The sequence below is a fragment of the Streptomyces sp. NPDC059851 genome, from assembly GCF_042732005.1.
In the GTDB taxonomy this organism is placed as follows: domain Bacteria; phylum Actinomycetota; class Actinomycetes; order Streptomycetales; family Streptomycetaceae; genus Streptomyces.
Genome location: NZ_JBHWJJ010000186.1, coordinates 1 through 12,692, shown reverse-complemented (window position 1 = coordinate 12,692; position 12,692 = coordinate 1). Strand labels below are relative to the sequence as shown.

At 70.9% G+C, this 12,692-nt stretch carries 10 protein-coding genes, 5 tRNA genes and 1 pseudogene; 3 read left to right on the top strand and 13 right to left on the bottom strand.

From position 1 onward, the window contains the following. From ACFV7Q_RS35945 to leuC, 4 genes are all read right to left on the bottom strand, one after another. Positions 1-516 (bottom strand): HU family DNA-binding protein (locus ACFV7Q_RS35945; protein WP_385435134.1); only part of this gene is annotated, 516 nt, incomplete at its 3' end. A 144-nt stretch (positions 517-660) separates the two neighbouring features. Further along, positions 661-888, bottom strand: coding sequence for a hypothetical protein (locus tag ACFV7Q_RS35940; protein ID WP_385435133.1), 228 nt, complete (start codon positions 886-888; stop codon positions 661-663). Positions 889-1,025: 137 nt separating this feature from the next. Continuing rightward, positions 1,026-1,619 (bottom strand): 3-isopropylmalate dehydratase small subunit, encoded by a 594-nt coding sequence (gene leuD / locus ACFV7Q_RS35935; protein ID WP_385435132.1) that lies wholly within the window; start codon positions 1,617-1,619, stop codon positions 1,026-1,028. Positions 1,620-1,622: 3 nt separating this feature from the next. Further along, a complete protein-coding gene (gene leuC / locus ACFV7Q_RS35930) occupies positions 1,623-3,047 on the bottom strand; it encodes a 3-isopropylmalate dehydratase large subunit (protein WP_385435131.1) in 1,425 nt (474 codons plus the stop codon). Between the two features lie 185 nt (positions 3,048-3,232). Here leuC and ndgR point away from each other — a divergent pair, with 185 nt between their 5' ends. Further along, a complete protein-coding gene (ndgR, locus tag ACFV7Q_RS35925; protein WP_030304142.1) occupies positions 3,233-3,949 on the top strand; it encodes an IclR family transcriptional regulator NdgR in 717 nt (238 codons plus the stop codon). Positions 3,950-4,172: 223 nt separating this feature from the next. Here the strand turns inward: ndgR and ACFV7Q_RS35920 are convergent. From ACFV7Q_RS35920 to ACFV7Q_RS35880, 9 genes are all read right to left on the bottom strand, one after another. Next, positions 4,173-4,245: transfer RNA gene (locus ACFV7Q_RS35920), tRNA-Glu, on the bottom strand. 27 nt (positions 4,246-4,272) lie between these two features. Continuing rightward, positions 4,273-4,344: transfer RNA gene (locus ACFV7Q_RS35915), tRNA-Gln, on the bottom strand. A 22-nt stretch (positions 4,345-4,366) separates the two neighbouring features. Further along, positions 4,367-4,439: transfer RNA gene (locus ACFV7Q_RS35910), tRNA-Glu, on the bottom strand. A gap of 61 nt (positions 4,440-4,500) precedes the next feature. After that, positions 4,501-4,573: transfer RNA gene (locus ACFV7Q_RS35905), tRNA-Glu, on the bottom strand. Between the two features lie 27 nt (positions 4,574-4,600). Further along, a tRNA-Gln gene (locus ACFV7Q_RS35900) sits at positions 4,601-4,672 on the bottom strand. An 89-nt stretch (positions 4,673-4,761) separates the two neighbouring features. Then, a complete protein-coding gene (locus ACFV7Q_RS35895) occupies positions 4,762-5,490 on the bottom strand; it encodes an HAD family hydrolase (protein ID WP_385435130.1) in 729 nt (242 codons plus the stop codon). Between the two features lie 129 nt (positions 5,491-5,619). Then, the gene (gene gltX, locus ACFV7Q_RS35890; RefSeq protein ID WP_385435129.1) at positions 5,620-7,104 is read right to left on the bottom strand and encodes a glutamate--tRNA ligase; all 1,485 of its coding nucleotides are present in this window, start codon (positions 7,102-7,104) and stop codon (positions 5,620-5,622) included. Next, on the bottom strand, positions 7,097-7,915 hold the full coding sequence (locus tag ACFV7Q_RS35885; protein WP_385435128.1) for a fumarylacetoacetate hydrolase family protein: 819 nt from the start codon (positions 7,913-7,915) through the stop codon (positions 7,097-7,099). Before ACFV7Q_RS35885 ends, gltX begins: the two co-directional genes overlap by 8 nt. Before the next feature lie 177 nt (positions 7,916-8,092). Further along, positions 8,093-8,278: a hypothetical protein gene (locus tag ACFV7Q_RS35880; RefSeq protein WP_385435126.1), complete on the bottom strand. Its 186-nt coding sequence runs from the start codon at positions 8,276-8,278 to the stop codon at positions 8,093-8,095. A gap of 565 nt (positions 8,279-8,843) precedes the next feature. Between ACFV7Q_RS35880 and ACFV7Q_RS35875 the strand changes: the two genes are divergently transcribed. Next, positions 8,844-12,590: a nitrate- and nitrite sensing domain-containing protein gene (locus ACFV7Q_RS35875; RefSeq protein WP_385435125.1), complete on the top strand. Its 3,747-nt coding sequence runs from the start codon at positions 8,844-8,846 to the stop codon at positions 12,588-12,590. Further along, positions 12,591-12,692 (top strand): annotated as a pseudogene (locus ACFV7Q_RS35870) (roadblock/LC7 domain-containing protein); the annotation flags it as partial.

Sequence of the window (12,692 nt, the reverse complement as noted above, 5' to 3'; positions counted from 1 at the left end):
CGCGGCGGTGGTCTTCGCCGCCGTCGCCTTCTTGGTCGCGGCGGCCTTCTTCGCCGCGGGGGTCGTCTTCTTGGCCGCCGTGGTCTTCTTCGCCGCGGCCGCCGTCGTCTTCTTCCCGGCCGCCTTCTTGGCGGCGGTGGTCTTCTTCGCCGCGGCCTTCTTGACCGTGGCGGAAGCGCCGCCCGTCAGGCTGCCCTTGGGGGCCTTCTTCACGGCCACCTCGTCGCCCTTGGGGAGCTTCTTGGTGCCGCTGACCAGGTCCTTGAAACCCTGGCCCGCACGGAAGCGGGGAACGGAGGTCTTCTTGACCCGGACGCGCTCACCCGTCTGCGGGTTGCGGGCGTAGCGAGCCGGCCGGTCGACCTTCTCGAACGAGCCGAAGCCCGTGACCGATACCCGGTCACCGGCGACGACCGCGCGGACCATGGCGTCCAGTACCGCGTCGACAGCGTCGGCGGCCTGCTGGCGGCCGCCCAGCTTGTCGGCAATCGCTTCTACGAGCTGCGCCTTGTTCACGTCTTCCCCTTCGGAGACTTCGCCAGAACGAATGTGTTCAAGCTTATTTCGCACGTTAGGCGGATATATACCGCAAATCAAACACGAAACGGGCTAATCACCCTAGTGCCGCAACGGAAGAGCGCGTTGCGGAGTTCCTTCGCATCAGTCGCCTTCAGGGAATCGACCCTCGTCGAGGTCCTTCATCAACCTGTCCAGGCGCCTTGCCGCATCGGCGAGATCATGTTTCGCCGCGGCAGTGACGACCAACAGCTTCCGGGACAGCGCCATCCTTACGCCCTCCGGGACTTGCAGCGTGCGCACCCGTGTGTGTGCTTCTTTCAACCGGTCCGCGACGAGTTGGTAGAGCTCCAGTTGACCGTCGCGTTCCATGCACAGATTGTGCCATCTGGGGCGAGTTGTCGCCTCACGGGGCCTCAACACACGGCTGTGCCCCCCGCCGTGGGGCGGGGGGCACAGTGTTGTCCGTGTGATCACTCGGGGGCGAATAACCCCTGATCAGGCTGTAATCAGGTGCGCACCGTACGCGGCTTGAAGCTCGGCCGGGCGCTTTCGTACGCAGCGATGTCGGCTTCGTTCTGAAGGGTGAGCGAGATGTCGTCCAGCCCCTCCAGCAGACGCCACCGGGCGTTGTCGTCGAGTTCGAACTCCGCCTCGATTCCCGCCGCGCGCACCTGCCGGGCGACCAGGTCGACGGTCACCTCGGCGGCCGGGTCGGCCTCGGTCAGCTCCCACAGGCGGTCGACGGTCTCCTGCGGGAGGACCACCGTCAGCAGCCCGTTCTTCAGCGAGTTGCCGCGGAAGATGTCGGCGAAGCGGGAGGAGATGACCGCTTTGAAGCCGAAGTTCTGCAGGGCCCAGACGGCGTGCTCGCGGGAGGAGCCGGTGCCGAAGTCGGGGCCGGCGATCAGCACCGTGGCGCCCGCGCGCTCGGGGCGGTTGGTGACGAACTCGGGGTCCTTGCGCCAGGCCTCGAAGAGCCCGTCCTCGAACCCGTCACGGGTGATCTTCTTCAGCCAGTGGGCCGGGATGATCTGGTCGGTGTCGACGTTGCTGCGGCGCAGCGGCACGGCACGGCCGGTGTGGGTGGTGAAGGCTTCCATGGTTCAGACTCCGGCGGTGGCGTGGGCGTCGGACAGGTCGGCGGGCGAGGCCAGGTGGCCCAGCACCGCGGTGGCGGCGGCCACCTGCGGGGAGACCAGGTGCGTACGGCCGCCCTTGCCCTGCCGGCCCTCGAAGTTGCGGTTGGAGGTGGACGCGGAGCGCTCACCGGGGGCCAGTTGGTCGGGGTTCATGCCCAGGCACATGGAGCACCCGGCGTGCCGCCACTCGGCGCCGGCCTCCTTGAAGACCTGGTCCAGGCCCTCTTCGACCGCCTGGAGGGCGACGCGGACCGAGCCGGGGACGACCAGCATCCGTACGCCGTCGGCGACTTTGCGGCCCTTGATGACGTCCGCCACGGCGCGCAGGTCCTCGATCCGCCCGTTGGTGCAGGAACCTACGAAGACGGTGTCCACCCTGATGTCGCGCAGCGGCTGCCCGGCGGTCAACCCCATGTACTCCAGGGCCTTTTCGGCGGCCAGGCGCTCCGAGGCGTCCTCGTACGAAGCGGGGTCGGGGACGCGGGCCGACAGCGGCGCGCCCTGGCCCGGGTTGGTGCCCCAGGTGACGAACGGCGACAGGGAGGCGCCGTCGATGACCACCTCGGCGTCGAAGACCGCGTCCTCGTCGGTGCGCAGGGTCTTCCAGTAGGCGACCGCGGCGTCCCAGTCCTCGCCCGTCGGGGCGTGGTCGCGGCCCTGGAGGTAGTCGAAGGTGGTCTGGTCGGGGGCGATCATGCCGGCGCGGGCACCGGCCTCGATCGACATGTTGCAGATGGTCATGCGGGCTTCCATCGACAGCTTCTCGATGGCCTCGCCGCGGTATTCGATGACGTAGCCCTGGCCGCCGCCGGTACCGATCTTGGCGATGATCGCCAGGATCAGGTCCTTGGCCGTGACGCCGTCGGCCAGCTCGCCGGTGACCGTGATGGCCATCGTCCTGGGGCGCGCCATGGGCAGCGTCTGGGTGGCCAGGACGTGCTCGACCTGGCTGGTGCCGATGCCGAAGGCCAGCGCACCGAAGGCGCCGTGCGTGGACGTGTGCGAGTCGCCGCAGACCACGGTGGTGCCGGGCTGGGTCAGGCCGAGCTGCGGCCCGACCACGTGGACGACGCCCTGTTCCACGTCACCGAGCGGGTGCAGGCGCACGCCGAACTCGGCGCAGTTCTTGCGCAGCGTCTCCAGCTGGGCCCGGGAGACCGGGTCCGCGATCGGCTTGTCGATGTCGAGGGTGGGGGTGTTGTGGTCCTCGGTCGCGATGGTGAGGTCGAGACGGCGGACCTTGCGGCCGGCCTGGCGCAGGCCGTCGAAGGCCTGCGGGCTGGTCACCTCGTGCAGCAGGTGCAGATCGATGAAGAGGAGGTCGGGCTCGCCCTCGGCGCGCCGGACGACGTGGTCGTCCCAGACCTTCTCCGCGAGTGTCCTACCCATCGCTTTCCCTCCGGCCGGCCGGTGTGGCCGGCGCTTCATAGAGATGTGGTGCGCCTGATCGCCGGTACCCCACGTGCCGGACGACGGCCTCGGACCCAGTGGTTCGTGGACCCGCACATACAGACTCGCTGGTTCTTGGAAAAATTGAACTTGCGTTTCACAGTGTGAGACGTGAATATCGTTTCATGGACAACTCTAGCGGCGTCGGCGTTCTCGACAAGGCAGCTCTGGTTTTGAGCGCACTGGAGTCCGGTCCGGCCACCCTCGCCGGGCTGGTCGCGGCGACAGGGCTCGCACGACCCACGGCACATCGCCTGGCCGTGGCACTGGAACACCACCGGATGGTGGCGAGGGACATGCAGGGCCGGTTCATCCTCGGACCGCGGCTGGCGGAGCTCGCCGCCGCGGCCGGCGAGGACCGCCTGCTGGCCACGGCGGGACCGGTACTCACCCACCTCCGTGACGTGACGGGGGAGAGCGCGCAGCTCTACCGCCGGCAGGGAGACATGCGCATCTGCGTGGCGGCCGCCGAGCGGCTGTCCGGCCTGCGGGACACGGTGCCGGTCGGCTCCACGCTCCCGATGAAGGCCGGCTCGGCCGCGCAGATCCTCATGGCCTGGGAGGAGCCCGAGCGGCTGCACCGCGGGCTGCAGGGCGCGCGCTTCACCGCGACGGCCCTGTCCGGCGTGCGGCGGCGCGGCTGGGCGCAGTCGATCGGCGAGCGCGAGCCCGGTGTGGCGTCGGTCTCGGCGCCGGTGCGCGGGCCGTCGAACCGCGTGGTGGCCGCCGTGTCGGTCTCCGGGCCGATCGAGCGCCTGACCCGCCACCCCGGCCGGATGCACGCCCAGGCGGTCATCGACGCCGCGGCCCGCCTGACCGAGGCCCTGCGCCGCTCCGGCTGACCTCCGACCCCTTCCCCCTCCCCTTCTCCCAGGGCCCGGGGGCGCGTACGACGCCGCACACGTCCGAACACGCGCCTCCGGGCCCCTTCTTGTGCGGTGCGCCGCAGGGGTCCGTACGCGAGAGGTCGCACGACGGGGCGAGGCGGCGGGTGGGGGCGCGACGACCTGGAGGTGAACGACGAAGAGGCCCTCCGCGACGGACGCGGAGGGCCTCTTCTGTGCGTACCCCCGACCGGATTCGAACCGGCGCTACCGCCTTGAGAGGGCGGCGTGCTAGGCCGCTACACAACGGGGGCGTGCCATACAGCTTGCGCTGCACTGCGCTGGGCTACCAGGACTCGAACCTAGAACAAAGGAACCAGAAACCTTCGTGTTGCCAATTACACCATAGCCCAAGGTGGTCTAAACCAACCTGAGTACCCCCGACCGGATTCGAACCGGCGCTACCGCCTTGAGAGGGCGGCGTGCTAGGCCGCTACACAACGGGGGCCCTAGCGATCCTGCATCAAGATGTCCGGGAGCTACCCAGGACCCCTCGCGGGAAGGATCTGTACCCCCGACCGGATTCGAACCGGCGCTACCGCCTTGAGAGGGCGGCGTGCTAGGCCGCTACACAACGGGGGCTAAGCACTGCGATACTGCTGCACTGCGCTGGGGTACCAGGACTCGAACCTAGAATAAGGGAACCAGAAACCCTCGTGTTGCCAATTACACCATACCCCACCAGAAGTCAATCCCCTGTGGGGATTTTCCTTCGGGCTGCTCCTCCGGTTCCCGGCCTTTCGGCCCGCCCCGGCGGCGCAGAAAGAACATTACCGGATGGCTGACCGTGCTCCAAAACGGGTATCTCCCGCCAGCAGCCCGGGCAGCTCCGCAAGCCCCTCGATCCGGTGCACTCCGGCGGGTCCGGGCCCCCTGTCGCCGTCGCGGTCGAGCCACACCGCGGTCAGTCCCGCGTCGCGGGCGCCCCGCGCGTCGATCTCCGGTTGGTCGCCCACGTAGGCCACCGCCCCGGGCGGCAGCCCCAGCGCCCCGCAGGCGGCGTGGAACGCGGCCTCCTCGGGCTTGCTGACCCCGAGCTCGGCGGCGCACACCAGCACCTCGAAGCGCTCGCGCAGACCGAGGGTGCGCAGCTTGGGGTCCTGGTTGGCGCTGGAGGAGTTGGAGAGGACGCCGTGCCGGTAGGGGCCCGCCAGGGCGTCCAGGGCGGGCACGACGTCGGGGAACACGGTCCAGGCGGCCTTGTAGTGCTCCACGTACCGGTCGAACCAGGCGTCGGCCTCCTCGTCGCCCATTGCGGGCTCCCCGAGGAAGTCCCGCACCCGGTCCCGGCGCTGGCCCTGGAAGGTCGCCTCGCCGGCCGCGAAGCGGTCCCAGTGCCGGACGGTGGCCTCCCGCCACAGCACGAGCGCCTGCTCCGGGGAGCCGTAGTGCTCGGCCAGGCCTTCCTCGGCGAGCCGGCGGGCGAGCCCGGCGGTGTCCGCCCCCGTGTAGTCGAACAGGGTGTCGTCGATGTCCCACAGCACGGCGCGGATCGGCATACCGCCGAGGCTACGCCGCCTCCCCGTCCCGCGGCGGCACTACGGAGGATTCCGTCACGCGGAACGCCGCAGGGGGCGGCCTCCGGACGAACCGGGGGCCGCCCCCTGCGGGACGGTGGTGCGCGCCGCCTACGCGGCGGCGGCCAGCTTGGCCAGGGCCGCGTCGATGCGGGCCAGCGAGCGCTCCTTGCCCAGGATCTGCAGGGACTCGAACAGCGGCAGGCCGACCGTGCGGCCGGTGACGGCCACGCGGACCGGGGCCTGCGCCTTGCCGAGCTTGAGGCCGTGGGCCTCGCCGGCGGTCAGGACGGCCTGCTTGAGCGACTCGGGGTCGTTCCAGTCGGCCGTGTCCAGGTGGGCGCGGGCGGACGTCAGCAGCGCCGCGGGCTCGCCCTTCATGGCCTTGTCCCAGGACGCCTGGTCCTCGACCGGCTCCTTGCGGAACAGGAAGTCGACGTTGGCGGTGATGTCCGACAGGACGGTCACGCGGGTCTGGGCGTACGGGGCGATGGCCGCCCAGGCCTCGGCGTCGAAGTCCTCGGGCTCCCAATTGGCGAACGGGGCCTGCAGCCAGGGGGCGCAGGCGTCCGCGAAGGCCTTCTCGTCCAGCCGGCGGATGTGGTCGGCGTTGATCGCCTCGGCCTTCTTCAGGTCGAAGCGGGCCGGGTTGGCGTTGACATCGGTGATGTCGAACTTCGCCACCATCTCCTCGATCGAGAAGACGTCCTGGTCCTTGGAGAAGGACCAGCCGAGGAGCGAGAGGTAGTTCAGCAGGCCCTCGGGGAGGAAGCCGCGCTCGCGGTACAGGTTGAGCGAGGACTCCGGGTCGCGCTTGGAGAGCTTCTTGTTGCCCTCGCCCATGACGTACGGCAGGTGGCCGAACTGCGGGACGCCCGTGGCGATCCCCAACTCCATCAGCGCCTTGTAGAGCGCGATCTGGCGCGGGGTGGAGGACAGCAGGTCCTCGCCGCGGAGCACGTGGGTGATCTGCATCAGCGCGTCGTCGACCGGGTTGACGAGCGTGTACAGCGGGGCGCCGTTGGCACGCAGGATGCCGAAGTCCGACACGTTCTCCGGGGTGAAGGTCAGCTCGCCGCGGACCAGGTCGGTGAAGGTGATCGGCTCCTCGGGCATCCGGAAGCGGACGATCGGGGTGCGGTGCTCGCCCTGGTACGCCTCCAGCTGCACGGTGGTCAGCTCGCGGCAGTGGCCGTCGTAGCCGGAGGGCTTGCCGGCGGCGCGGGCGGCCGCGCGGCGGGCGTCGAGCTCCTCGGTGGTGCAGTAGCAGTCGTACGCGTAGCCGCCGTCCTTGAGCCTCTGCGCGACGTCCGCGTAGAGGTCCATGCGCTCGGACTGGCGGTACGGGGCGTGCGGGCCGCCCACCTCGGGACCTTCGTCCCAGGTGAAGCCGAGCCAGCGCAGCGAGTCGAGGAGCTGCTCGTACGACTCCTCGGAGTCGCGGGCCGCGTCGGTGTCCTCGATGCGGAAGACGAACGTGCCGCCGTGGTGGCGGGCGAACGCCCAGTTGAACAGGGCGGTGCGGACCAGGCCCACGTGGGGGTTACCGGTCGGCGAGGGACAGAAACGTACGCGTACGGGGGTCGCGTTAGCCACGCTTGATCACCTTGTTGGTGAGAGTGCCGATGCCTTCGATGGTGACGGCGACCTCGTCGCCGACGTTGAGGGGGCCGACTCCGGCCGGGGTCCCCGTGAGGATGACGTCGCCGGGGAGCAGCGTCATGGCCTCGGTGATGTGCACGACCAGGTCCTCGACGGAGCGGATCATGTCGCGGGTGCTGCCGAGCTGGCGCTGCTCGCCGTTGACGGTGCACTGGACGGCCAGGCCCTCGGCGATCGCCGCCGGGTCCAGGCCGGTCTCGATCCAGGGGCCGAGCGGGCAGGCGCTGTCGAAGCCCTTGGCGCGGGCCCACTGCTTCTCGCGCTGCTGCACGTCGCGTGCGGTGACGTCGTTGGCGCACGTGTAGCCGAGGATGACGTCCTTGACGCGCTCCCGCGGGACCTCGCGGCACATCCGGCCGATCACCACGGCGAGCTCCGCCTCGTGGTGGAGGTCCTGGGTGAAGGACGGGTACGTGATGGGGTCGCCCGGGCCGACCACCGACGTGGAGGGCTTGAAGAAGGTGAGGGGGGCCTCGGGACGGCCTTGCTCGTCGAAGGCGGCGTTGCCGAGCTCCGCCGCGTGCTCCGCGTAGTTGCGGCCGACGGCCACGACCTTGTTCGGGAGCACGGGCGGCAGGAGCCGGACCTTGCTCAGCGGGACCTTCGTGCCGGAGAGCTCGAAGTCCGCGAACGGGATGCCCTTGATGATGTCGAGGACGAGCTCGCCCTCGGCGCCGGGGGCGGTGCCGCCCTCGACCGCGCCGAACGCGACATTGCCGTCGATCGAGAACCTGGCGATGCGCACGCCTTGCGCCTGCCCCTCTGTATTTCCGCTGGCTGGAGTCTGCGGACTCCAGGCTAACGCGGCGGGCGGCGGGCCTTCGCGTTCATTTCGCGGGCGCCCCGCGGGCGCCGTTCGGCTCCGCCCGGGTGCGCCCTGCTCCGGTGCCGCCGCCCGTTCCTGCGCTGCTGCCGCGGCGTCCTACTCGGCGGCGGGCGCGGCCGGCGCGTGCATGAGCACGGTGCGGCGCGGGTTCGCGGTCTGGGTGGGCAGCTCGACGGCGTGCTCCGGAGCCTGGGCCTGCTGCAGCTCCTCGGCGTCCTTCAGGTGCGCGAGGGTGGTGCGGCGCGGGTTGGCTATGTTGCGGAACATCATCGTCGTCTTCATCGGAGTCTCGGGCCTCGGCTCGGTCGTCGGGTGGGGGTTGTCGGATGCGCCAACCCTGTAAAGGGCAAGGCTAAACATCCGATTCCCGGGCTGAACCGGGAAGTATTGGGCTCGACCATGTGAGTTTGCTCACCAGCGACCCGGCAATCCGGACATAACAGACGGTCAATACGAAGCGGCGAAACGGACATTGCGCCACTGAATCAGCCATTCCGCTCCTGATCATCTCGACTGGGACACCTTGACGGTCCTTGCGTTTGAACCATGTAAGTCCGATTCACCCCGAAAGGCGCCGCACACGGCGTAGCCGGACCCTCACGTTCCGTCGATGGTTCGCCGGGCCTCCCCGCGCACCTTGTTGGAGATCCGCCACTGTGCTGGAATTCGCGAGACCGCCGCGCGAAACAGCCGGCGCGCAGGTGGCGCGAGACCGCGCCGAGCGGCGGTGAAAGAAGGAGACGCGCCGGTCACCGACGACCACCATGGGGCCGCGACAGCGCCCCACGACTCGACACCGCCCCACCGGTCGCCCGGTGGGACGCCTGGTCCAGAGGTTGCGACGCTAGTGCAGGGACGATTCAAGAGGGACGGCAAGGGGTCTCCCCAGGCCCTTCAGGGCAGAGGGGACGCTGCGGCGGAGCAGGACCCGCGCGGCGGGACCGACCGAGGCTCATCGCCCCAGCACGCCCAGGGCCGCGCACCGGCCCTCGAAGGCACGGGCCCCGGCCCCTCCGGAGTGAAGAGCAAGGCCTCCCGCATCAAGCCCAGGGGCAAGACCAAGGGCAAGGTCGCGGTCGAGGAGCCGGCCGACAAGGACACGGCGATACCGAAGGCCCCTGCCGGGCCCGGATCGCGTCTGCACATGCAGAACTGGCGAATCAGCACGCGACTGGTGTCGCTGCTGACCCTGCCGGTCGTCGCCGCCACCACGCTCGGTGGCTTCCGAATCAATGACTCGCTCAACGACATCTCGCAGCTCGAACACATGCAGCTGCTGACGACGATGACGCGTCAGGCCACCAACCTGGCCGCCGCGCTCCAGGAGGAGCGCGACAAGTCGGCGGGTCCGCTGTCGATCGACAAGTCGGGCAAGCCCGACAGCCTCGTCCAGACCGTCCGGGCCAACACCGACGCCGCCGCCAAGTCCTTCGCCGCCGCCACCGACAGGGTCGACGCCACCGAGGACAAGGACGAGACGCTCAAGTCGATCCGCAACAACATCCTGCAGATCGGCCGTCAGCTCACCGAGATCGAGGCGATCCGCAAGAAGGCGTACCAGAACGGTGCCCAGCAGACCGTCACCGAGTACAACTCGCTGATCGTCTCGCTGCTCTCGCTCTCCCAGGACATGGCCCAGGCCACGTCCAGCCCTGAGATGATCAAGCGTACCCGTGCCCTGGCGGCGTTCTCCTCCGCCAAGGAATACGCCTCGATCCAGCGCGCGATCATCGCCGCCTCGCTGCCCGACAGCAACGAGAGGACGGGCACGCTCAACGAGAACGACCGCCTCTACGCCCTCTCCGCGCTCCGCGGCGAGAGCCAGGCGAAGAAGACCTTCGAACTCGTCTACCAGGGCAAGACCGAGGACCTCCTCGCCTCGCTCGGTGACGGCAACCCCGAGATCGGCAAGGCCGACCACTACACCCGCCGCGTCCTGTCCACCAAGGACCAGTTCGCCAAGGAGACGCAGTACAAGTCCTGGATGGACTGGTACGACGCGGACGACACCAAGCTCCAGGCGATGAAGGTCATCGAGCTGACCCTGCTCGAGGACATGGAGCAGAAGGCCCGTGAGCTGAAGAACGAGTCGCAGCGCGACGCGATCATCAACGGTGCCCTGATCCTCCTCGTGCTCGGCGTCTCCCTCGTCGGCGCCTTCGTCATGGCCCGGTCCATGATCCGCTCGCTGCGCCGCCTGCAGGACACCGCGACCCGGGTCGCCCAGGAACGCCTGCCCGAGCTCGTCAAGCAGCTGTCCGAGTCCGACCCGCAGGACGTCGACACGTCCGTGGAGTCCGTCGGCCTGCACACCCGCGACGAGATCGGCCAGGTGGCCGCGGCCTTCGACGACGTGCACCGCGAGGCCGTCCGCCTCGCCGCCGAGCAGGCCCTCCTCCGGGGCAACGTCAACGCGATGTTCACCAACCTCTCGCGCCGCAGCCAGGGCCTCATCCAGCGTCAGCTCTCGCTCATCTCCGAACTGGAGTCGCGCGAGGCCGACCCGGACCAGCTGTCCTCGCTCTTCAAGCTCGACCACCTCGCGACCCGTATGCGCCGTAACGGCGAAAACCTCCTCGTCCTCGCGGGCGAGGAGCCGGGCCGCCGGTGGACCCGCCCCGTCCCGCTCGTCGACGTGCTCCGCGCCGCCGCGTCCGAGGTGGAGCAGTACGAGCGCATCGAACTGGCCGCGGTCCCGGCGACCGAGGTCGCCGGCCGCGTCGTCAACGACCTCGTGCACCTGCTCGCCGAGCTGCTGGAGAACGCGACGTCGTTCTCCTCCCCGCAGACCAAGGTCAAGGTCACCGGTCACGCGCTGCCCGACGGCCGCGTGCTCGTCGAGATCCACGACACCGGCATCGGCCTCTCGCCCGAGGACCTCGCCGCGATCAACGAGCGGCTCGCCGCGCCGCCGACCGTGGACGTCTCCGTCTCCCGCCGCATGGGCCTCTTCGTGGTCGGCCGCCTGTCCCTGCGACACGGCATCCGCATCCAGCTGCGCCCCTCCGACTCCGGCGGTACGACGGCCCTCGTCATGCTGCCCGTGGACGTCGCCCAGGGCGGCAAGAAGCCCGGCGGCCCCGGCGGCCAGGGTGCCGCGGGTCCCCAGGGCGGTCCCGGCGGCTCGGCCGGCCAGGGCTCCGGCCCGGGCGGCGGTGCCCGCCAGCCCGTGGGTTCCGGCCCCCAGCGCAGCGGCGTGGCCGCGGCCATGGGCCAGCGTGCCGCGCTGGCCCAGCAGGGCGGTGCCGGCGCGGCCGGCGGTCCGCAGGGCCTCCCGGGCCGTCCGCAGCAGGGTGCCCCCGGCGGGCGTCCGCAGGGCGGCCCCGGCATGCCGGGCACGCCCGGTGGGCAGGGTGCGCCGGGCATGCCCGGTGGGCAGGGTGCGCCGGGCATGCCTGGTGGGCAGGGTGCGCCGGGCATGCCCGGTGCTCCGGCCGGCCAGGGCCAGGGTTCCTTCGGCGGCGGTGGCCCGCTGCCGGGCGGCCGCGGTCCCGCGGGCGGTCCCCAGGGCCGTCCTGCCGCTGCCCCCTCCGCTTCCGGCCAGGGCGGCTTCCCGCAGGGCAACGGCTTCGAGCGGCCGCAGCCGCCGCAGCCGGCCGCCCCTGCCGGCCCGGCCCCCGAGGCCCCGGCACAGCGCGGCCCGCGGCCGCAGCTGCCGCCGCGCGACGGCGCCCTGCGCCCCGAGCTCCCGGGTACCGGTGCCGGTGCTCCGTCCGCCGGAGCCCCGCAGGCCACCAGCTGGGGCGCCGCCCCGGCCCGCCACGGCGGTCAGGAGGTCCCGCGCGGCCACGACGAGCTCTCGGGTCCCGGTTCCACGGCCGAGTTCCCCCGACCGGACTTCGGTGCCCCGCACCCGCAGGCCGGCGGCGGCAGCACGACCGGACAGTTCGAGCGTCCCGACGTGCGCGGCCCGGTGGACCCGTCCACCACGGGCCAGTTCGCCCGCCCCGAGTTCCAGGCCCCGCGACCCGGCGGCCCCGGTGTCGGCAGCTTCCCGCCGCCGCCCCAGGCGCCGCAGCTGCCGCAGGCCCAGCAGCCGGAGGCCCTGCCGCCGGCCGGTGGCAGGGGCGGCGAGCGCAGCCCGATCTTCGACACTCTGGAGTCGAACTGGTACCCGCAGGACGGCTCCCAGCCGTCCGGGCAGGCGCCGTCCGCGTTCCAGCAGCCGCAGGCCGCCCCTCCGGCCCCGGCACCCGCTCCGCGCCAGCGCCCGCAGCAGTCGCTGCCCCGGCACGGCCAGGAGCCCTCGGCCGAGTCCGCCCAGACGACGACCGGTAGCGCGCCGACCGTCAGCTGGCGGTCCTCGCCGAACGACGAACTGATGCGCCAGGCGGAGCGCGTACGCCAACCCGCCGCCGGCGGCATCACCACTTCGGGGCTGCCCCGCCGGGTTCCGCGGGCGAACCTCGTGGCCGGCACCGCGCAGCAGCAGACCGACACTCAGGCCGGTCCCCAGGTCTCGCGCGCACCGGACGAGGTCCGGGGCCGTCTGACCAACCTCCGACGCGGTATCCAGCAGGGCCGCCAGGCCGGAAACAACGGCCCGGCGACCGGCAGTTACCCCATCGACCCCACTTACCAGCAGGAGCGTTAGTTGAGTTCGATGAGCCAGGCGGCACAGAACCTGAACTGGTTGATCACCAACTTCGTGGACAACACCCCCGGGGTGTCCCACACGGTGGTGGTCTCCGCCGAC